14 protein-coding genes are annotated in these 21,199 nt (G+C 63.7%); 4 read left to right on the top strand and 10 right to left on the bottom strand.

The window, feature by feature from the left end; all coding sequences use genetic code 11:
* Nucleotides 1–25: 25 nt before the first annotated feature.
* Nucleotides 26–1,768, bottom strand: coding sequence for a CocE/NonD family hydrolase (locus F562_RS0114905; RefSeq protein ID WP_018157774.1), 1,743 nt, complete (start codon nt 1,766–1,768; stop codon nt 26–28).
* A 119-nt stretch (nt 1,769–1,887) separates the two neighbouring features.
* Here F562_RS0114905 and F562_RS0114900 point away from each other — a divergent pair, with 119 nt between their 5' ends.
* The 3 genes from F562_RS0114900 to F562_RS0114885 all read left to right on the top strand — a co-directional run bounded on the left by F562_RS0114900 (nt 1,888) and on the right by F562_RS0114885 (nt 10,188).
* Nucleotides 1,888–2,499 carry a TetR/AcrR family transcriptional regulator gene (locus F562_RS0114900; protein ID WP_018157773.1) on the top strand — a complete coding sequence of 204 codons (612 nt, stop codon included), beginning with the start codon at nt 1,888–1,890 and terminating at the stop codon, nt 2,497–2,499.
* Between the two features lie 1,036 nt (nt 2,500–3,535).
* Nucleotides 3,536–8,413: a DEAD/DEAH box helicase gene (locus F562_RS0114890; RefSeq protein WP_040385350.1), complete on the top strand. Its 4,878-nt coding sequence runs from the start codon at nt 3,536–3,538 to the stop codon at nt 8,411–8,413.
* Complete coding sequence (locus F562_RS0114885) at nt 8,410–10,188, top strand: DUF262 domain-containing protein (RefSeq protein ID WP_018157770.1); 1,779 nt, start codon at nt 8,410–8,412, stop codon at nt 10,186–10,188. The genes F562_RS0114890 and F562_RS0114885 overlap by 4 nt, the downstream gene beginning before the upstream one ends.
* Nucleotides 10,189–10,419: 231 nt before the next feature.
* Here the strand turns inward: F562_RS0114885 and F562_RS20380 are convergent, their stop codons facing one another.
* From F562_RS20380 to F562_RS0114865, 4 genes are all read right to left on the bottom strand, one after another.
* Nucleotides 10,420–11,502: a trypsin-like serine peptidase gene (locus F562_RS20380; RefSeq protein ID WP_018157769.1), complete on the bottom strand. Its 1,083-nt coding sequence runs from the start codon at nt 11,500–11,502 to the stop codon at nt 10,420–10,422.
* A gap of 245 nt (nt 11,503–11,747) precedes the next feature.
* Nucleotides 11,748–12,794 (bottom strand): phosphatase PAP2 family protein, encoded by a 1,047-nt coding sequence (locus F562_RS20375; protein WP_018157768.1) that lies wholly within the window; start codon nt 12,792–12,794, stop codon nt 11,748–11,750.
* Nucleotides 12,795–12,866: 72 nt separating this feature from the next.
* Entirely contained in the window at nt 12,867–14,114 is a 1,248-nt protein-coding gene (ilvA, locus tag F562_RS0114870) for a threonine ammonia-lyase IlvA (RefSeq protein ID WP_018157767.1), read from the bottom strand.
* 70 nt (nt 14,115–14,184) lie between these two features.
* A complete protein-coding gene (locus F562_RS0114865; RefSeq protein ID WP_018157766.1) occupies nt 14,185–15,033 on the bottom strand; it encodes a serine protein kinase RIO in 849 nt (282 codons plus the stop codon).
* A 210-nt stretch (nt 15,034–15,243) separates the two neighbouring features.
* Here F562_RS0114865 and F562_RS0114860 point away from each other — a divergent pair, with 210 nt between their 5' ends.
* Nucleotides 15,244–16,221, top strand: coding sequence for an NAD(P)H-quinone oxidoreductase (locus F562_RS0114860; RefSeq protein ID WP_018157765.1), 978 nt, complete (start codon nt 15,244–15,246; stop codon nt 16,219–16,221).
* A gap of 2 nt (nt 16,222–16,223) precedes the next feature.
* Here F562_RS0114860 and F562_RS20370 read toward each other — a convergent pair whose 3' ends face one another.
* The 5 genes from F562_RS20370 to F562_RS0114835 form a co-directional block, all read right to left on the bottom strand.
* Nucleotides 16,224–16,853, bottom strand: coding sequence for a PepSY domain-containing protein (locus tag F562_RS20370; protein ID WP_018157764.1), 630 nt, complete (start codon nt 16,851–16,853; stop codon nt 16,224–16,226).
* A gap of 57 nt (nt 16,854–16,910) precedes the next feature.
* On the bottom strand, nt 16,911–18,317 hold the full coding sequence (locus F562_RS0114850) for a sensor histidine kinase (protein WP_018157763.1): 1,407 nt from the start codon (nt 18,315–18,317) through the stop codon (nt 16,911–16,913).
* Nucleotides 18,307–18,984 (bottom strand): response regulator transcription factor, encoded by a 678-nt coding sequence (locus F562_RS0114845; protein ID WP_018157762.1) that lies wholly within the window; start codon nt 18,982–18,984, stop codon nt 18,307–18,309. The genes F562_RS0114850 and F562_RS0114845 overlap by 11 nt, the downstream gene beginning before the upstream one ends.
* A 268-nt stretch (nt 18,985–19,252) precedes the next feature.
* Nucleotides 19,253–19,738, bottom strand: a complete 486-nt coding sequence (locus tag F562_RS0114840) for an SRPBCC family protein (protein WP_018157761.1) — start codon at nt 19,736–19,738, stop codon at nt 19,253–19,255.
* 5 nt (nt 19,739–19,743) lie between these two features.
* A complete protein-coding gene (locus F562_RS0114835; protein ID WP_018157760.1) occupies nt 19,744–21,198 on the bottom strand; it encodes a tryptophan-rich sensory protein in 1,455 nt (484 codons plus the stop codon).
* Between the last annotated feature and the right edge of the window lies 1 nt (nt 21,199).

Below are 21,199 nucleotides of genomic sequence, written 5' to 3'. Positions count from 1 at the left end.
TGTCCACAACCCGATTTCAAGCCCCCTAGGCGGATGCACCTTTCACGGGCAGTTGCAGGTAGGAAGCGCCAGCGCCGCCGGTATGAATGACGTGCGCCCCCGCGTTCGCTCCGACATATTCGAGAATTCCCGGCATGAGGGGGCCGAGCAGATTGCGAGAACTCACCATGAACCGCAACTGCTCTCCTGGATAGAAGACCAGCCCAAGTGGCAGGAGGTCGATCTCGACATCGACGATGGCACCTTCGGTGAGCTTCTCGACACGGTCGAAGGTATGGGCCGGTACGTCATCGGTCGCCGCGCTCAGATCAAGGTTGCGGGCCGAGACGCGCAGGCGTCCATCACTGCCTTTGTATCGCAGAATCGTCGCACCGCGATCGGTGAGATCGTGGGCCATCGGTGACTGGTTCGGCACGGTGAACGCCTGCAGCGGGGTGCCGTACGCGTCCAGTTTTTGCACGAGCACGAACAGGTCCATGTCATCAGAGCCCTTCGCCTCGACCTGCAGGTGGGCCTTCGCGTACCCGACCAGAACGCATCCCTCATCGAAGCGGGTGATGAACGAGGCCGCGTCCGGGTTTCCGCCGACCTGGTAGGTCACGGGCACTTCGTCGGTCGGAGCCTCCGTCGTCAGTGCGCGGGTTGTTCCGTCGAGGTAGTACTTGGTCGGCACGACATCAGCGGGCGGGAACGTGTCGGCGGGCAGATCGACCTGGTCGCCGCCTTCCAAGTCCAACAGTGAATAACGCACGCGTGGCGTTTGATCCCAGCCGTTGTCGATGCCTTTGAGGTAGTGGTCGAAGAATCGGCGCAGGTCCTCGACGTTGGCCTCGTCGTAATAGTCGGGCCACTCCTGGCTGTTGTGAATGCGCAGCCACTTATCCGGCGAAGCCATCCGCCGCCACGCGCGGAAGGTACCAGCGGTGTGCAGGGTGTTGGAATAACTGGCGACGACGTACGCAGGAACAGTGATGGCCCCAAACTCCGGGATCTTGTTCTCCCACAGCTCACACATCAGGGGGTATTTCTCGACCTCAGCGAGGATGTCTTCCTTCTGATTGTTGCCAAAGAAACTGCCCTCTTGGAGCTGCCGCGCGAAACCCGTGTCAGGCATACCGCCGCGGACGGCGAGGTCCCGGTACACGTCGCTCACGCCTTCCCACGGGTTGATCGCGGCAAGGTGCGGCGGTTGATCGGCAGCGGTAAACCATTGCGAGACAGCGAGATACGAGGTTCCGCTCATCCCAACTTTCCCGGTGCACCACTGTTGTTCCGCGAGCCATTCGACCAGGTCGCAGCAGTCGCGCCCTTCCTGCCGATCCCACAAGACGCTGCTGCCCTCGGAGTCGACGATGCCGCGAATGTCGGGGTTGCAGATGGCGTAGCCCTGCGCGCACCAATACGCAGGGTCCGGGCCTTCGAATTTCGCTAGACCCGAGACGATTCCGTTGTCTAAGCCGACGAGTCCAAAGACGCCCATCACGCTGGCCGAACTGCCCTGCCCTTTGCCGTACGGGCTCCACGCCACGATCGCCGGCACCGGTTCAGCTCCAACGGGGCGGAAAACGTCGACATGAATCGTGACGCCATCGCGCAGGCGAACCGGGATGTCCTTCTCAAGCACCACATCGACCGGCAGTGGCTTGAACTGGGGCGCGACCTGGAAGCCAGCTTTGAGTGTTCGGGTGCCCGGTTCATACGGAGTTAGGACGCCCGCACGGGGAGCGGGAAGCGGCGAGGAATCGGTGTAGAGCTTCTGATCGGCCATGAGTGCTCCTGAGGTTCACAAAGTCCTCGACGTATCCGAGAACGTGGTGAGCGTACGACCAAAAACAGACAAACTCAACACGTGTTGAGAACCGATCGAGATGCGGCTACCGTTGGCACATGGCAGCCCCACAGCAGAGTCCCCAACCGGCCCGCGTCGGACGCCGACCCGGACCTGCGAGCACTCGACTCGCCGTCCTGGCGGCGGCGCGCGCTCGGTTCGCCGCCGACGGATACGCGGGCACCACCATTCGCCGCGTCGCCACCGACGCGGGCGTCGACCCCTCGCAGGTGATGCAGTTCTTCGGCTCGAAAGACGGACTCTTTGCGGCCGCGATGGAGATTCCCGCCTCGGCCACTGAGCGCTTCGACACCGCTTTCCAGGGGCCCAGCGAACGGCTGGGTGAGCGGGTCGTCCGCGCCTATCTCGAAGCCTGGGAAGGCCCAGCGGCAGAGTCCGAGCCGCTGATGGCGATGTTGCGCGGCGCGGTCGTCAACGAACAAGCCGGCACCCAACTACGCGAGTTCATCGAGTCCCGCCTCGCCCACGGCATGGCCGGTCGTGGCCGCGACGCCACTCTGCGGGCGGGGCTCGCCGCGACCATGATGGTCGGCGTGGTCGTGGGACGACGGATGGTCGGCGTCCCCACGCTTGTTGATGCCGACATCGATGAACTCGTGGGGGTTATGGGCCCGGCGATTCAGGAGCTGTTGGAGGGTCGCTACAACTAGCCACGCGGGTGCATACCTCGCCACATGGTCGCTGCGGCCCCCTATTCGACAGTCCTAGGTATATCGCCAAGGTAAATGCGGTCACGAGAGCAACGCTTAGCCCGCCTGGCATGGGCGTGTTCCGCACCAGCTCGTCGGCGAGCTGCTGGGCCGTGTAGCCGGCCGTTTCGCCCGGAAGCCATTGGGGGAGAACGTGCCTCATAACGGACTGCGCGAGGCCCGGCATCATCGCCGTGAACGTCGTTGGCGCCCCTACTGCAATGGCGAGCCTCGACAGTCGCGGAATCGTGGCGAGCAGGGCCCAAACCGCGAGACAAGTCCAGAGGACAAGTGCTGCCGACAGCACCACCACCGCAAGACCCAGGCCGATTGCACCCACGACTTTTGGCTGGGCCATCGTGATGCGACTAGTTGACGACTCAGCGAGGGCCATGCTGGCCGGCGCGGTGAGCACGACCGCGACGCTCACTCGACCGACCAGTGTCGACGACCTTTGGACGATACGGCCGAGCTCATGCGCTGTGAGTCGCACACCCGAGAAGAACTCGATACCGATCAACCCGTGCAGGACCTGCACCAAAGCAAAGGAAGCAACAAGCACCGTAGTCGCGCACGTCAGAAGTGCAGCAGCACTCGCGACCATCCAGGGGATGATCGCTTTGGCAGCAGGGTCCATAGCCAACGCCCAGGGGACGCTTGCGAGCGCGAGGCCCAAGACCGCAACGACAAGGACTGGCCAAAGTCGGAACGGGAGCGTTGTGTACCGCCAGAAGAACGTGGGTGCTCGCCCACGCCACCAGGCAACTTCGCTCTCGATCTCCGAGCTAGCGGACCTAGCACGCTCCCAAATGCGTAACCCATCCATGCACGAAGGCTCCTAGGGACCACTGACATGACGCTCGAAGGAGACATAAGGAGTGCGTGACGACGGAGGGCCATTACGCGCTAGCCAGCCCCGTCGGCTGACCAACCGACACCCAGAGCAAATTGGGGCACCTCGCCCATCGCACTAGGCCCTATGAGGCAGGATCTCCCCATGGGGACAGCAACGGTGTATGACGTGTTGGACGAGTTGCGCGCGCAGTCGACGTCGGAGGCGGACAAGGGGTCTAAGTTTGAGCGCCTGATTGAGGAGTTCTTGCGGACGGACCCGGTGTATGCGAACCAGTTCAGTCAGGTGTGGCACTGGAATGATTGGCCTGGCCGGGAGGGCAAGCACGACACAGGTATTGACCTTGTGGCCACAAACAAGGTCAGCGGCGGCACAGTCGCGATCCAGTGCAAGTTCTATGCGCCGGAGTCCACGATCAGCAAGGCCGACATTGACACGTTCCTCTCAGCGTCGGGCAAGGCTGGTTTCACCGAGCGGATGATCGTCTCGACCACGGACAAGTGGAACCAGCATGCTGAGGACACGATCCAGGGGCAGCAGGTCCCAGTTACCCGGGTGGGGATGGCGGACTTGGAGCACTCGGTCGTCAACTGGGATGACTTCGACTGGAAACTGCCACAGGTGTTGTCGAAGTTGGCGAAGAAGAAGTTGCGCCCGCACCAGACCGAAGCGGTGGAGAAGGTCACTGCCGGGTTCGTTGCGCATGACCGGGGCAAGTTGATCATGGCCTGCGGCACCGGCAAGACGTTCACCTCGTTGCGTCTGGCCGAGCAGTACGCCGGCCCGGGCAAGAGCGTGCTGTTCCTGGTCCCCTCAATCAGTTTGATGTCTCAGACGCTGACGGAGTGGGCGGCCGAGGCGCATGCGCCGATGACAGCGTTGGCGGTGTGCTCGGACCGTAAGGTCACGACCCGGTCGAAGGCGGTGAACGAGGACATCTCCGCGGTTGACCTGCCGTTACCGGCAACCACGGATGTGGAACGGCTGGTCCCGCAGTTGAAGAACGCCTTCGCCGAGGACGACTCGATGACCGTGGTGTTCTCGACGTATCAGTCGATCGATGTGGTTTCCAACGCCCAGAAGGCGGCCGGAGTGGGCGCGTTCGACCTGATCATCTGCGATGAAGCGCACCGCACTACCGGTGTCACGATCGCCGGAGCGGATGAGTCGTCGTTCGTGAAAGTCCACGACAACGACTTCCTTCCAGGCACCAAGCGGTTGTACATGACCGCGACGCCTCGCCTGTTTGGCGAAGACACCAAGAAGAAGGCGGCCGAAGGCGCTGCGCAGATCGCGTCGATGGATGACGAGGAAAAGTTCGGGCCGGAGCTTTACCGACTCGGGTTCGGTGAAGCGGTCGAAAAGAACCTGCTGACCGACTACCGGGTGCTGATCCTGACCGTTGACGAAAAGTACGTCACCAGCCAGTTCCAACAAGAGCTCGCCGAACTCGGTGAAATTCCCCTCGGGGATGCGGCGCGGATGGTCGGCTGCTGGAACGGGTTGGCGAAGCACTTCGACACCCTCGAAGGTGAGTCCAGGGCTCCGATGAAACGGGCCGTAGCGTTCGCGAAAGACATCAAGACCAGCAAGTCCGTTGCTGAAGCGTTCCCCACGATCGTGGATCGGCACGTCGACACCGTCGACCTGACTGAACCCGAAGCCGACGACCGCGGCCATCGATCGTCGGACTTGCGGGTGGAGTGCGAGCACGTCGATGGCACCTACAACGCGTTGGAGCGCAACAAGAAGCTGAGCTGGCTCAAAGAAGAACCCGCCGAGGGCACCTGCCGGGTGTTGTCTAACGCGCGATGCCTGTCCGAAGGTGTCGACGTCCCGTCTCTGGACACGGTCATGTTTTTGACCGCCCGCTCTTCCGAGGTTGATGTCGTCCAGTCCGTCGGGCGAGTGATGCGCAAATCACCGGGCAAGGACTACGGCTACATCATCCTGCCGATCGCAGTGCCCAGCGGCACCCCGCCCGAGGAAGCGTTGGCGGACAACAAGAAATACCAAGTCGTGTGGCAGGTCCTGCGCGCACTACGGGCCCACGATGACCGGTTCAACTCGATCATCAACACCATCGACCTGAACAAATCGAAGAAGAACCCCCGCTTGGGCATCGGCTCCGTCGACAGCACCGGCCAGGTCCACAGTGGCGATGAACAATCCAAGGCAACACAAGGCCCCCTGGAGTTGGACTTCAGTCAGTGGCAGGACGCGATCTACGCCAAGATCGTGCAAAAGGTCGGTGAGCGGCGCTACTGGGAGACCTGGGCCAACGACGTCGCGACCATCGCTGGGCAGCACATCGCCCGCATCAACGGCATCCTCGATGACCCGAATTCGCCCGCGGCACAGGCTTTCGACACGTTCCTGCACGGGCTGCGCGGAAACCTCAACGACGGCATCACCCAAACTGATGCGGTCGAGATGCTCGCCCAACACCTCATCACCCGCCCCATCTTCGACGCCCTGTTCGGTGGGTACGACTTCGCCAAACACAACCCCGTCGCCCAAGCCATGGAGACAATGCTCGCCACCCTGGACGAGCACTCCCTGGATGCCGAGAACTCCGACCTGCGCGGCTTCTATGACTCGGTCCGCTCCCGCGTCGAAGGGATCGACAACGCCGAAGGCCGGCAGCGCATCATCGTCGAGCTCTACGACAAGTTCTTCGCCACCGCGTTCAGCAAGACCGTCGACAAGCTCGGCATCGTCTACACCCCGGTCGAGGTCGTCGACTTCATCCTCCGCTCGGCCGACCACGTCCTGCGCGAACACTTCGGGCACGGCATCACCGACAAGGGCGTGCACGTCCTGGACGGGTTCACCGGCACCGGCACCTTCATCGTCCGGCTGCTTCAACTTGGCCTCATTTCACCCGAGGACCTGGCCCGCAAATACGCCCGCGAACTGCACGCCAACGAGATGCTGCTGCTGGCGTACTACATCGCCGCCGCCAACATCGAAACCACCTACCAAGACCTGCGCGGCGACCTCGCCGAGACGGGCGACTACGAGCCGTTTCCCGGGCTGATCCTCACCGACACCTTCCAGTCCTGGGAGAAAGGTGACCGCCTCGACACCATCGTCTTCCAGCAGAACAACCAGCGCCTCGAAGAGCTCAAGAAGCTCGACATCCAAGTCATCGTCGGCAACCCGCCCTACTCCTCCGGGCAGGACTCCGCCAACGACAACAACGCCAACGAGTCCTACCCCGACCTCGACGAAGCGATCGAGCAGACGTACGCGACACGCTCGGCCGCCAAGCTAAAGATCAGCCTGTACGACTCCTACATCCGTGCGATCAAATGGGCATCGCTGCGCCTGCACGACCGAGGTGTTATCGCCTACGTCACCAACGGCGGTTGGCTCGACTCCAACAGCGCAGACGGCATGCGCAAGAGCCTCGCCGAAGAGTTCAGCGACATCTACGTATACAACCTCCGCGGCAACCAGCGCACCGCAGGCGAGCAATCGCGCAAGGAAGGCGGCAAGATCTTCGGCGCCGGGTCCCGCGCCACCGTCGCCATCACCCTCCTGATCAAAGACCCCACCCACACCGGACCCGCCCGCATCCACTACACCGACATCGGCGACTACCTCACCCGCGAACAAAAACTCGAGCGCATCTCGCACGCCGGGTCCATCGAGCACCTTGACGCCACGGCCATTACCCCTAACACCGACGGTGACTGGCTCAACCAGAGAAGCATCGACTTCCCGACCTTCATGGCGGTCGGCGATAAGGACAACCCAGACCGTGCGGTCTTCGGTCTCTACTCGGGTGGGGTCAAGACTAACCGCGACGCATGGGTCTACAACTTCCATGCGCGGGCTGTCGCGAAGAACATGCGCAGGACGATCGACTTCTGCAACCAGCTGACCAATGACTACGCCGGGAGCCCTAGCCCGGACTTCTTCTCTCTCGGCGAACACTCCGACCCCAGCAAGATCAGTTGGGACGAGAAGAACCGTAAGGACGTCCAACGTGGTCGCCGTACCAGCTTCGACTCCAACGTGATCCGCAGTTCGACTTATCGGCCCTTCACCAAGACGAGCCTCTACTTCGACCGGGCCTGGAACAACAGTGTCTACCGGCTCAACGAGCTCTTCCCCACCCCTGGCCACCCCAACCACGGCTTCGTCGCCATCGCACCCCGCGTCGAGGCGACGCCAGCAGTGCTTATGGTCGACCAGATCCCAGACCTGTCCTTCTACTCATACACGGGCCAGTTCTTCGCTCGATGGCGTTACGAGAAGGTCGACGACGCCGACGGCACGCTCAGCATCGACACCAGCAGCTCCAGCAGCTCCAGCAGCGAGGTGATCGACGGGTATCTGCGCATCGACAACATCACCGACCATGCACTCAGCCAGTTCCAGGGCGCCTACGGCGAGCGGATCACCAAGGACGACATCTTCAACTACGTCTACGGACTCCTGCACGCCCCGGACTACCGCACCCGTTACGCCGCCGACCTGAAGAAATCCCTCCCGCGCATCCCGCTCGTCGCGGACGCGCAACCGTTCATCGACGCCGGCCGTCGACTGTCCGAAATCCACCTCGCGTACGAGACTGTCGAGCCTTACCCGCTGGAAGGACTCGACGCCGAGCCGCCGCAGGGAAGCGACCCGTACGAGTACTACGCCGTCGGCAACAAGGAGATGCGCTTCGGCAAACTCCCCAAGGAGCCGGCCGAACGTCAGGCAGCAGACGACCGTTCGACGATTACGTACAACACCAACATCACCCTGACCGGCATCCCCGAAGACGCCTACCGATACATGCTCGGCTCCAAGTCCGCGATCGAGTGGATCATCGCCCGCTACTACATCAAGACCGACAAGCCATCGGGCATCGTCAACGACCCCAACGACTGGTCCCGCGAGGTCGGCGACCCGCGCTACATCCTCGACCTCCTCGCCCGCGTCGTGACCGTCAGCGTCGAGACCAACACGATCGTCGATGCCCTTCCTTCGCTCGACATCCGTATGCCCTCGCCAGGAGCGAAATGATCAACTCCGCAGAGCAGTACCCCGTCCACGCTCTTCTCAGCCCGGACACGGACGTGTCCTACCGCGTCCCGCCGTACCAGCGAGAATATTCGTGGCGGAGATCCGAATGGGAGGCGTTGTTCGACGACCTCGTTAACGCTGACGGTGCACACTTCCTCGGCACCATCATCATCCTGGACCGAACCCGAGATTCCCTCCAGCGGACGGTCGAAGTTATCGATGGGCAGCAACGGCTCACGACACTCTCCATACTCCTTGCGGCGACCCACTCCGTGCTTGACGAACACCGCGAGGGTCTCGACGCCGAGAACGCTTTCAACCTTCTCAATCTCTCCCGCCAGTTGGTCCGCGGAACAACTCGCCAGCCTAGAGTCACTCCCCAACGCCAAGGCCAGAACCTTGACGACTTCTGCACGGTGCTCGCCGACGCGGGACTTGAGGTGGACGCGCACCGGCAGCGGCACCATGGCAACCGTCGCATCGCCAAGTGCTATCGGTACTTCAGCTCCGCGATCGAACAGTTCGCGGCGGACCAGGAACTCACTCCGGCCTCAGCCGCCGAACGGATTCGCTTCGCGGCGACCCGCGCCATCCTGGTAAAGATCGAGGTGCCGAGCAGCGCAGACGCATTCGTCCTATTCGAATCGCTCAACAACCGGGGCGTCCCGCTGTCCCCGGTCGATCTCATCAAGAACCACCTACTGGCCGAATCTGAGCGCCGAGCGGTCATGAACGTCGAAGAGGCGTTTGAACGCTGGAACACCATGCTCACCAATCTTGGCGACGCCTACGCCACACACGAGCGATTCCTGCGGCACTATTACAACGCATTCAAGACCGACCTTCCCGAAGTCCGCAATGCCAGCGTAGCCACCCGATCCAACCTGATACGCATCTACGAAGGCGTCCTAAGCGATGCCCTCGAGGTCAGGCTTGAGTCCCTCGCAAGCGCAAGCGCCGATTATGGCCGGATCAGTTGCATCACCGAGCGCGACGATCCTGCTCCCTTGGATCAGGCTTTTCAGCGCCTGATTCGCGCCCAGGGAACTCCGTCGTATGTCTTGGTCCTGTGGCTGATGTCGCGCAGAGAAACGCTTGAACTCACTGAATCCCACCTCAGCGAGGTGGTCGATGTATTGACCAGCTTCTTCGTCCGTCGCAATCTGACCGGGTATCCGCAGACATACGGTCTTGCAAAACTCTTCATGACGACGATCGAAAAGATGGGCGATGCGCGCAGCGATGGAGTCGTCAGACAGATCAAGTCCAACCTACTGGCAGTTTCCTCCAGCGACGAACTGTTCCGTGAGCGCCTGCAGGGGCGCATTTATGAGGAGAACGTCGACGTCACGCGCTTCATCCTGACTACGCTCGCCGAGGACGGCATGACCCGGGAGACGTCGGTGGACCTGTGGGCTCAGGACTCGAACGGCTATGTCTGGACGATCGAGCACATCCTCCCCCAGGGGTCGAACTTGCCTCGGTCGTGGCAAGACATGCTGGGCGGTGAGGCCACCGCAGCAATCGTCCAGGAGGAACACAAGCACCGACTTGGGAACCTGACCATCACCGCGTATAACAGCAACCTCGGAAACAAATCCTTTCAACAGAAACGAGATCGGCAAGACTCCAACGGCCGGAACATCGGCTATCGGAACGGTCTCAGTCTGAACTCAGAGTTGATCGTCCTGGACTGCTGGGGCGCCGAGGACATCGACTCCAGGACACTGAGGCTCGCCGAACAGGTCCTTCGCCGATTCCCGCTGCCCGCATGAACCTCGCGCTTACAGTGCGGCCGCAACGAGGTTAAGCACACGCCGCAATTGACCTCTTCAGCCGGCCCGACTGTCAGCGGTTCAGGCAACCTGACCCAAGAGTCTCACCGGGCAACCGGCAGCCACCCCAGCACATGCCAGAGCCGGGCTCCCGTGGAAAGCCCGGCTCTGGTGGTCTTCAACCGTCCGACCGCCTCAGGACGGCCCTAGCTCAACTGGCGAGAGCTAACGTCAGGGGACGGCGATCCCCTGAATCAGGTTGTACGTGTCCTGCGCCGCCTGGCCGAAGTGCGGTCCGTACATCCGGCTCACGTCGAACTTGTTCTTGTAGGAGTTCACTGAGATCGCGCTGCCAGCACCGGTGGACACATTGAGCCCAACCTCCCAGCCGCCACCGGAGGCGCCGCCCGTCATGCGACAGTTCAAACCCTTCGTCCCGGCGGACAGACCAGCGAACGACTTGCCCGAGCAGAAGTAGGGGTCGGAACCGTCAAACGGTGCGTCGGCCGGGTAGCCGAACGCGTAGGTCTGGCTGCCCTGATGGGTTGCCCCAAAGGCGATGCCGGTCGTGCCGACCGTGTCGGCCAGGGTCTTGCCGCCGACCTTCCCGACAGTGAAGTACGCCACGTCTCCGGCGTAGTTTGCAGATGTGGCCCAGGCATTGGTCGTGCTGGCGTTGACGCCTTTCCATTGGCCGTACGGCGCGGCGCCATCCTTGTAGGCAGGGACGAACACGACCTCCTTCATGAACCCGGCCTGGGTGCCGCCGGAGCCCTTGTGCAGGCAGTGACCGGCGGTCAGCACGGTCGACTTGTTGCCCGCGGTGATCGAGGTCGCTGAACAGACGAACCGGTTCTTCGGGGCGGGCTTGCTCGGGTCGAGGAAGAACATCTTCCCCTGCTGCTTGTAGTGGCCAAACTGCTCACAGCCCTGATACAAGCTGCCGGTGTTGGTCGGCGGAAGGGAGCACGCCTGCTCCGCGGCGGTCTTAGCTGAGCCCTTCGATGCGGTCGCAACGGTTTTCCCCTGAATGGTCACCGACCGCCCGAGGTCCACCTTCGCACCCTGAACCTTCGCGTGCTGAGTGGCCGACAAAGTGCGCTCGACGGGGATCGCGGCCCGCATCTGCTTCGCGGTCCACCCGGTGCTGCCGCCGGCGCGAGCCTGCTGACCAGACTCCAGTGGTGCGCTAATGGCCCCGCCCTGCATCTCTGCACTGTCGCCTGCCGCGGAGGCCGGTACGCCCCCGATCGATGCCGCGGCGACCGCAGCCGTTGCGGTCGCGCCCAAGGTCAGAGCGATACGTCGTTTCATCTTGGATCTCCTTTAGATCTGCCCGAGTGGCATATCCAAAACATAGCCCGGAGAATCTTTTGAAAGGGTAAGGAAAAGTTAATGCTTTAGACGGATGGTTGCCGGTCAGATATAAAAGCTTGCCGATAGTCGGAATTATTGCCGGAACTATTGCCGGTCCACTGACAATGCGGGCGGAATTCCTATTGTTTAACCAACTCGCGGCATCCCATGCGGGGAACACGCTGGTCGAGCCGGCGAGCGTCCTAGCGCACGAGATCGGGGGCGCGGAGGGCCTCATCCTCAGCGCCCGCAACCACCGCCTCGGCCTCCCCCAACGCCTCACGCGCCAACCGTCGCCGTCGCAGCCACAACCACACTTGCAGGATCACGACCGCCAACAGCGTGCCCATGATGACGTCAATGACGTAGTGCTCACCGGTGTAGACCAGCGTGAAGGCCATCAGCACCGGGTAGAGAATCCACAGTGCTTTCACCCATCGCCGCGCACCGACCATCAAGAAGCCGGCCACCAGCACGGCAGTCGCCATGTGCAACGACGGCATTGCCGCGACCGGGTTCGATCGATTCTGCCCGTCTTGCAACACCTGACTCGCAAGATGGAACCCGAGCTGGGTCCACCCCTCACCGGTCTGCCGGACGATCGCGGTGCCTTCGATGTAGCCCTGATCTGACGCCAGCCACGGCGGCGCCATCGGATAGAGGAAATAGGTGGTGATGCCCGCACCTGCCATCGCAAACATCATCCGCACCCACACGTGGAAGCGGTCGCGTGAACGAACCCACAACACGACCGCGAGAACTGGCGCCGCGAAAAAGTGACTGCAATAGGTCAGCGTCACGATCCACGCCCACCATGGAACTCCGGCACCCAATTGTTCTTGGAGCCATTGATTTGGCAGCACCCCGCCAAACAAGAACTCGTCTGCCTTGATCGGCCAGGTCACGTGCAACGGAATCCCGAGCACGTTCGGGTCCCCCTCGCTCGGAAGCGCCCCGCCCGTGCGGTAGCGGCCAGCGAGGCCGTAGCCGTAGTCGTACAGCAGCAGCAGGCCCTGGAAAATCCCCCAGTCCCGCAGCAGCCGCAGCCAGGTCGACCACCCACGTCCGATGGACCACAGGCTCAGCCCGGTCAGGATCCATAGGGTGACGCCCACGCGGTCAATCGACACGCCAGCGGTGAGTGAAACCGTGAGGAGAACGGTGGCAAAGAGGCCAAGGGCGACCCACCGTACGCGCGTCCAACGGACGTCCATGCCGTCCTCAACGCGATCCACCACCTGCCCAGCCATAGGTGAACTCTAGGCAACGCATGCGTGAGGCACGCACGACGTCCAGTCAACTGGCGGGTGCGGACGCCCGCGCTACAGCAAGAACCGGAACAGCGGGCTGTCCGGCGGTACCGGTGTCACCTTCAAGGGAGAGCCATCGCAGCGCGCCATCAAGTCGTCGTACGACGTGGGGTCGCCCAACTCGATCCCGACCAGTGCGGGACCGTATTCGCGATTGCTGCGCTTGACGTATTCGAAGAAGGTGATGTCATCATCGGGCCCGAGCACGTCGTGCAGAAAGCGCCGCAGCGCGCCCGGTTCCTGCGGGAACTCCACCAAGAAATAACGCTTGCGCCCTTCGTGCACGAGCGCTCGCTCGATCACTTCGGCATACCGGCTGACGTCGTTATTGCCGCCGGACAGCACCGCGACCACCAACTCGCCAGGCTTGATTCCGCGCGCGGCGATGTCAGCGGTCGCCATCGCCCCTGACGGCTCCGCAACAATGCCTTCGACTTGGTAGAGGTCCAGCATCTCCACACAGATCGCGCCTTCGGGCACGCTCACGACCTCGACGTTTCCCCGCTCAATGATCGGGTATGTGTGCTCCCCAATCCGGCGCACCGCCGTGCCGTCGGCGAAGGTCTCCACGCTGTCGAGCGTGACCGGGTGCCCGGCCTCGAGCGCGGCAGCCAGGCTGGCCGCGCCCGCGGGCTCAAGGGCGATGACCCGCGTGTTGGTCGCGCCATCTTCCGCGAGCGCGGTGAGCGCGCCCGCGAGCAGCCCGCCCCCGCCCACGGGGATGAGGAGTACGTCCGGGGCGCGGCCCAGTTCATCCAAGATCTCGCGTACGACCGTCGCCTGGCCCTCAATCACCTTCGGGTGATCGAACGCGGGTGCAAGGGTGGCCCCTGTTGCGGCCGCGTCGTCGGCAGCCGCAGCCGCCGCGTCGTCGTACGTGTCGCCGGTGATGATGAGCGAGACTGCATCACCGCCAAGCGCCGCTACCCGCTCTCGCTTCTGCCGAGGAGTGGTGCGCGGCAGATAGATTCGCGCCTCGACCCCAAGCTGGGCGCACGCGCGGGCCACGCCCTGTGCATGGTTGCCCGCGCTCGCACAGACCACTCCGCGTTGCTGTTCCTGCTGCGACAGGGACGCGATGAGGTTGCCCGCGCCCCGAATCTTGTACGACCGCACCGGCTGCAGGTCTTCGCGCTTCAGCAAGACATCAGCGCCAGTGCGCTCGCTCAGTCGGGCGTCTCGCTGCAATGGCGTCGGCGCCGCGAGCCCGGCAATACGCCGCGCGGCGGCTCGAGAGTCAAGGTGAAAGTGTGAATCCACGAGACCCCACGTTAGAGCGGACCGCACTCGCGAAGCCCGGCGCGTTCAACGGGTGGTCAGCGCCGACACTTCAGAAGGCGTGCGCCATCAGTTCGCCGAAGACCTCCTGCTCGTCCACCTCCAACCCCTTGGAGCGAAACCATCCACAGATGTTCGCGCAGTCGCGCAGCAAGAAGTCCATTCCTTGCGCGTTGCCGACCAGGTCGACGACCTGCGGGAGGTCGATGATGACGAGGCGGTTGCCCGCGGCCAGGATGTTGTACGCCGACAGGTCACCGTGCACCAGCCCGTTCTGGACCATGAGCACCAACGCCTCGCGTAACTGCTCGAAGTAGTGCTCCAACAGATCTGCGTCCGGTCGGGTCTGCGCCAACCGGGGCGCAGTCTCGCCGCCGACCGTGATCCATTCCATGAGGATCTCGGTGCCGTCGACTTGCACGGGATAGGGCACAGGCAGCCCAGCTGACCAGAAACGGTTCAGCATCTGCCATTCCGAGATCGCCCACTCCCCCGCGGCCACGACGCGACCCCAGGTGCTTTTGCGCTTGAGAGCACGCTCGTCACGGGAGCGCTTCATCGAGCGCCCCTCGGTATAACTTGCCGCACGGTGGAAGTTGCGGTGCTCGGCGTCGCGGTATCGCTTGGCGGCCATCACCACCCCGTTGTCCGGGTCTTGCGGGTCTGCCCGCTCTAAGAGAAAGACTTCAGCTTCCTTGCCAGTCTTGAGAACTCCCAGCTCGGTATCGATCGCGCCTTGGGAGGTCACTACCCAGTCGGGACGTGGCTCGGGGCCACGCGAAAGTGGCTCGATGTCCAGCCAGGTCGACCAGCGCTGACCTGGTTCGAGGTCGTCGCTGTAGGCGCTGAAATTGAAAACGAAAGACGGGTCAATCCCGTCGTACTGCTCCGGTGAAGTCACGGATGCTCCAGAAGTGAGAAGTAGGGGCTGCGGTCACGGGCAGGCCCAGGACAGTCATTGACATGTCAGAGCTCCTCTCAACGGGTTGGCGCATGCGGGCGCCCACATGCAGGGACCAGTGTGGGTGCCACCGCGCGGACGCCACAACCGAATTTCCGGTCAGTCACGGCCAGGTCGGCCCGTGAGATGCCCCGGAGTAGGTTCGGGGTCATGAAGGCAATCACGATTCCGGAGTATGGCGACGAGAACGTATTGACCCTGGCCGACGTGCCAGCCCCTGAGCCCGGTGCCGACGAGGTGCTGGTCGAGGTGACGGCTGCAGGGGTCAATCGTGCGGATCTGATGCAGCGGCAAGGGATGTACAACCCGCCACCCGGCGAGTCTGAGCTTCCCGGACTTGAAGTTAGCGGCACCATCGCGCAGCTCGGTGATGGCGTCACGGGCTGGAGCGTGGGCGAGCAGGTATGCGCGCTGCTCGCTGGTGGTGGGTATGCCGAGAAGGTGGTGGTCCCGACCGGCCAACTGCTTCCCGTACCTCAGGGCATGGACCTTGTCGACGCCGCCGCGCTGCCCGAAGTGACCTGCACGGTGTGGTCCAACGTCTTCCAGGTCGCGGCGCTTCAGCCGGGCGAAACCCTTTTGGTTCATGGCGGTTCGAGCGGCATTGGCACGATGGCGATTCAGTTGGCGAAAGCCAAGGGAGCCCGCGTTGCTGTCACGGCCGGGTCGTCCGCAAAGCTCGATGCCTGTCGCGATTTGGGTGCCGACATCCTCATCAACTACCGCGAGCAGAACTTCGTCGACGAGATCAAGAACGCCACCGACGGGCGAGGTGCGGACGTCATCCTCGACGTCGTCGGGGCGAAGTATCTGGCGAGCAACGTCGATGCGTTGGCGACTGGCGGCCGCCTGGTAGTGATCGGCCTGCAGGGCGGGGTCCAAGGCGAGGTCAATCTCGCCACTCTGCTGGCCAAGCGTGCCTCGGTGACGGCAACATCCCTGCGCGCGCGACCGCGCGACAACAAGGCGGAAATTGTTCGGGCCGTACGCGAAAACGTTTGGCCCCTCATCGAATCCGGCCAGGTTCGCCCCATCATCCAGGACCGGTTGCCCCTTGCCGATGCGGCTGATGCGCACCGTGCTCTCCAAGCGAGTCAGCACATCGGCAAGGTGCTCCTGACGACCTAAGCTCAGTTGTCGCGCTCGGTGCCGACGACGCCGAAGTTCGAGTCGAGGTGGACATTCCACTCGACGCCACCCTTGGCGCGAACCTCGACCTCGTAGGCGGCTGTCTTTGAGCCGATCCGAGCGTTGCTGGAGTCGACGTCAAGGACGTTGCCCGGCACCGACTTCAGCGCCGCCGCGGATGCCTTGGCCTGGTCTGCCTTGCTCACCGGCCGGTCGTCACCATCACGGTCACTCTTCTCGCCGCGGTGGTCGTTGCCGTCGTCGCTGTCATCCCGGTCATCGGCGGTCGCCGAGATGGCGCGGAAGCTCTTGTCAAGCTTGACGTCGACCTCGCTCCCGTTGGGTCGGGTGACCTCAACTTCGTACGCCTCGATGTCGTCACCGTCGCCACGCTCAACGTCGGTGACCTTGCCGCCACCAACCTTGGCAAGCGCTGCCTTGGAGGCCCGGTCGAGGTCTGGGCCAGACACCTTCGAGTTGCCGTCGCTGGCGACCGCGTGGGCGGCGAAGCCCCCGCCGACTCCCAGGACGGCGACCGTGGCGATCGCCGGGACCAGGATCTTCTTGGACTTCAACTTGGTGCGCTTGGAGGTGGTGGGCTTCGGGTTGTCGGAGGACTCAATCTGATTCATGACACTCATGCTGCCGGGGACTGCCTGAAGCCAGGCTGAACGTTCCTGAAGAAGCGTTCAGGAAACACCGGCGTCAGGCTCGAACGGCAACTCGACCTCGAACTGCGCGCCTCCGCCTGAGGCTTCGACCACCCGCGCCCGGCCGCCGTGAGATTCCGCGATCTCAGCCACGATCGCCAGGCCCAACCCACTCCCGCCGTCGTCGCGAGCGCGTGCCTCATCGAGCCGTACGAAGCGTTCGAACACTCGCTCCCGGCTTTCCGCTGGGACCCCGACACCGTCATCACTGACCGTGCAGGTCACTGAGGTGCCCGTCGCGGCCACTGTGAAGCGAATCTCGTGGCGCGCGTGGCGCATCGCGTTGTCAGTCAGATTGCGCAACACCTGGCTCAGCGCCGAGTAGTCGCCGCGAACCCGGGCCGCGCTCACACCGGAGGTATCGACTCGGAGATTGGGCAGGGCGGCCCGTATCCGTGCTGCTTCGGCGAACACCACGTCGTCCAGGTCGACTTCCTCCGTCGACTGTCGGCCGCGCTCATCGGTACGTGTCAGCAGCAGAAGCTGATCGACCAACCGCTGCAGGCGCAGCGATTCGGACGTCATCACCTCGACCAACTCGCCTGGCGGTATCGCTTCAGGGTGGGCGCCGGCGACCTCACCCGTCTGCCGCAATACGGTGATAGGAGAACGCAATTCGTGCGATGCATCCGACACGAAACGCCGCTGACGGTCTCGTGACTCCTGCAACCGCTGCAGCATCTCGTTCATCGTGACCCCGAGGCGTTGCACCTCGTCCCGCGACCCTGGCAGCGGGACGCGTTGCTCCAACCGTTGGTCTGAGATCGTCGCAACCTCGGCCCGCATGCGCTCAATCGGTCGCAAAGCCCGTCCGACCACCAACCACACCACGCCGCCCACGACGATCAGCAACAGCGGAATCCCCATGACAAGCAACGGGATCAAGGCGCCGGTCGACTCCTCGGCGTCTTCGAGCGAGACCGCCACCACTGCCTCGAAGTTCTGCCCCTGCCAGGTCGCGTCGGAGGTGGCGATGACGTATGGATCTTCGCCGCCGGTCAGCGTGGTGGAACCGCTCTCGGCGGGGAGTGAAATGTCCCGTTGAGAGGACACGACGACCTTCCCCGCGCGCTGCACCTGGATGACGACCGACTCCGGCTCTCGATCATCATCCCGTTCATTCGGGTCAGCGACTTCGTCCGGATCGCCTTCTCCAGCAAGCGTTTTGGGTGGCCCAGAGGCTGCTACCTGGGAGGCCACCTGAGCCGCGCGCGCCTCAGCAATGTCTTGCGCGTTCTGCTCCAGGCTGGAGCGCTGCAGAAACACCAGGGCCACCGCGGCGACCAGCAGAGCGGCTGCCACCACCGCTGTCGCTCCGAGTGTGGCGCGGACGCGTACGGACGCCCCGAGGCGTCGCAGCCTGCTGCGCGAGGATTCAGCCTCCATGGCTGGCCAATCGGTAGCCAGCGCCACGAACGGTCTCGATCGCGTTGCGGCTAAAGGGTCGGTCGACCTTGTTGCGCAGGTGCCGGATGTAGACCTCCACGATGTTCGGGTCGCCGTCGAACGCCATGTCCCACACACCTTCCAGAATCTGCTGCTTGGAGACGAGGTCGCCTTTGTGCCGCATGAGGTAGCTCAGCATGGCCGCCTCTCTGGCCGTGAGCGAGATCTCCACCTCACCGCGCCATGCCCGCCCCGCAGTCGGATCGAAGGTCAGGTCACCGGCCTCCAAGACCGTCGGACGCGCCTGTGCTCCACGCCGACTGATGGCCCGCAACCTCGCGATGAGCACCGGAAAGGAGAACGGCTTCGTCAGGAAGTCGTCCGCGCCCGAGTCCAGGCTTTCCACTTGGTCCCATTCGCCATCCTTGGCCGTCAGCATCAACACCGGAGTCCAGATTTTCTCCGTACGCAATTGCGCGACAACCCGATATCCATTGATGCCCGGAAGCATGAGGTCGAGCACGATCGCGTCGTAATCGTGCTCGCGCGCCAGCCACAACCCGTCAGTTCCGTCGTGAGCCACATCGACCGCAAAGCCCTGCGCCTCCAGCCCGACCCGAATCGATTGGGCGAGGCGCTTTTCATCGTCCACCACGAGCACTCGCATGGCGCCATCATGCTTGATGCGCAGGCAGGCACGCCCCTCCCACCGGCGGAACTAACTGCGTTACGTGCCCCGTGACGCGGAAATTTCCCAGTCAAGGGCACCTAACGCAGTTAGTTCCACGGGGGCCTGCGACATGGTCTCGATACGCCCTCCGCAAGCTCCGGGCTACTCGACCAGCGTTGGGGAGGGGTACCAGCGTGGGGGGGCTACTCGACCAGCGTTGGGGAGGGGTACCAGCGTGGGGGGGCTACTCGACCAGCGTGGGGGCCTACTCCAGCTCGAGTTTCAAGCGGTCGAGCGTGCGCCGGATGTTGCCCTGCTGAAACTGCGCGAAGGAGGTTCCGGTGGCGAGCCGATCGAAGGCCGCTGCGACTGGGTCCGGCCAGCGGCGGTCGTCGGTCCAGGTCTCAGTAACACGTGTCCCGCCTTCGACCGGCTCGAAGTCATAGGCCCAGGTCGCGATCCGTACCGGAACCCTCGGGGTCCTGAGTCCGTACCGCCGCACCTGGAAGGCGAAGCGTTCGCCCGGCGCAGCCGTAGTCACCGTGCAGCCGGTCGCCCAGCGCACCGGTCCGCGCCGATTGCGACCCACGAAGGTGGTTCCCACCGAGACCTCGCCCTCGGTGTCAACGCTCGCGCCCGTGTTCTCCGGGCTCCAGCGGCCCATCTGTGTCACATCGCTGACCGCTTCCCAAGCCACGAGTGGCGAGACGGCGATGGTGACGTGATCGGAAACAGTCAGTTCTCTTCCCATAACTCTCACCGTAGGGGCCAACGGCGGTTGCGCCGCGCAATGCTGCCGCACAGCGCTGCCGCGAAGGTCGTCCAGGCGGCATAGGGCGCCAACGCAATACCCTTCTCTTTCGACACCGCGTGCGAACGGCGCACCAGGTCAGCCGAACTCGCGGCGAGCGCCACTGCCTCGACCGTTGCGAGCACCGGGCGACGCTGCGCGAAGAACAACACGCACCAGCCCGCGTTGAGCGCCAGGTTGGCGCCAAGGGCTATGGCATACGAGCGCTGCTGCGCCGCCTGTTCCTTCTCGCCAAGGTCCGCGAGACTGAGCGCGCTGACGACAGCGATGTCGGCATACAGCGCGGTCCACGCGACGGGGAACGCCCAGCCCGGCGGCTCCCACGCTGGCTTGCGCAGGGAGCGGTACCACCAGGTCGTGGGATCCGTGGCCATACCGCCGACCACGGCAGTCACCGTCACGGCCGCGACGGTGCTGGCAAGTGTCCGCCGCCAACGTCGAGTGTCTTTGCCCTCGACGGCGCTGCGAATCGCCGCGCGCAAGGGTGTATGGCCGCCAGGGGGTGGCCCGACCAGATCGTCGATGTCACGCTCATGCACCACCGTGTCGTGCAGCAGGCTCCCGATCAGCGGGGTAGCCAGCGTGGATTCGACCGGCGTGACGAGCCCGACCCAGTGCGCACCAAGTTGCGGAGTCGTCACCGGCGCAGTGAGTACGACACGGCCCGGCAGCCCGGTTGCCTGCGCGTATTCCTTCAGCAGAGAAGCGTATTCGTAGGCCTTCGGCCCGCCGATATCGAACGCTCGGTTCACCTCGGAACCCAGATCAGCGGACGCCACGAGATAGTGCACCGCGTCGGCGATGGCGATCGGCTGGATGCGGTTGCGTACCCAACGCGGCGCCACCGCCCCCGGCAGCCGCTCCGACAGGTGCCGCATCATCGCGAAGGACGACGACCCGTCGCCGACCACCAGTCCGGCTTGCAGCGCAGCCGTCGGGACGGACGAGTCGAGCAGCACGCGGCCGACTTCGACACGGGAGGCGAGGTGCTCGGACAGTTCGCCATCGGGGTGCAGACCGCCGAGGTAGACGAAACGCGAAATGCCCGCCTTCTCACCTTCACGCGCGAACACCTGGGCCATCTCCCGCTCCTCCTGCGCGAAGTCGGATGACGCTCCCATCGAGTGCAGGAGATACCAGGCGACGTCGACGGATTCGAGCGCACGCGCGACGTCCTGTGCGGCATCGGCGTTGCCTTCGACCACCTCGACCTGCCCCGGGCCGGCGCTCTCTCCTTCGGCGACCACATGGTTGCCCCAGTCCAGACCTCTGACCTTGGCGGCACTGCGGCTCAGGACGCGTACGCGCCATCCTCGTTCGATAAGTTCGGCGACCACCCGGCCGCCCACGTGCCCCGTGGCGCCGGTCACCAAGCCCAGACGAGATCGGGATTCGGACATA

This window comes from Demetria terragena DSM 11295, assembly GCF_000376825.1.
Taxonomy (GTDB): Bacteria; Actinomycetota; Actinomycetes; order Actinomycetales; family Dermatophilaceae; genus Demetria; species Demetria terragena.
This window is presented reverse-complemented; position numbering and strand designations above follow the sequence as displayed.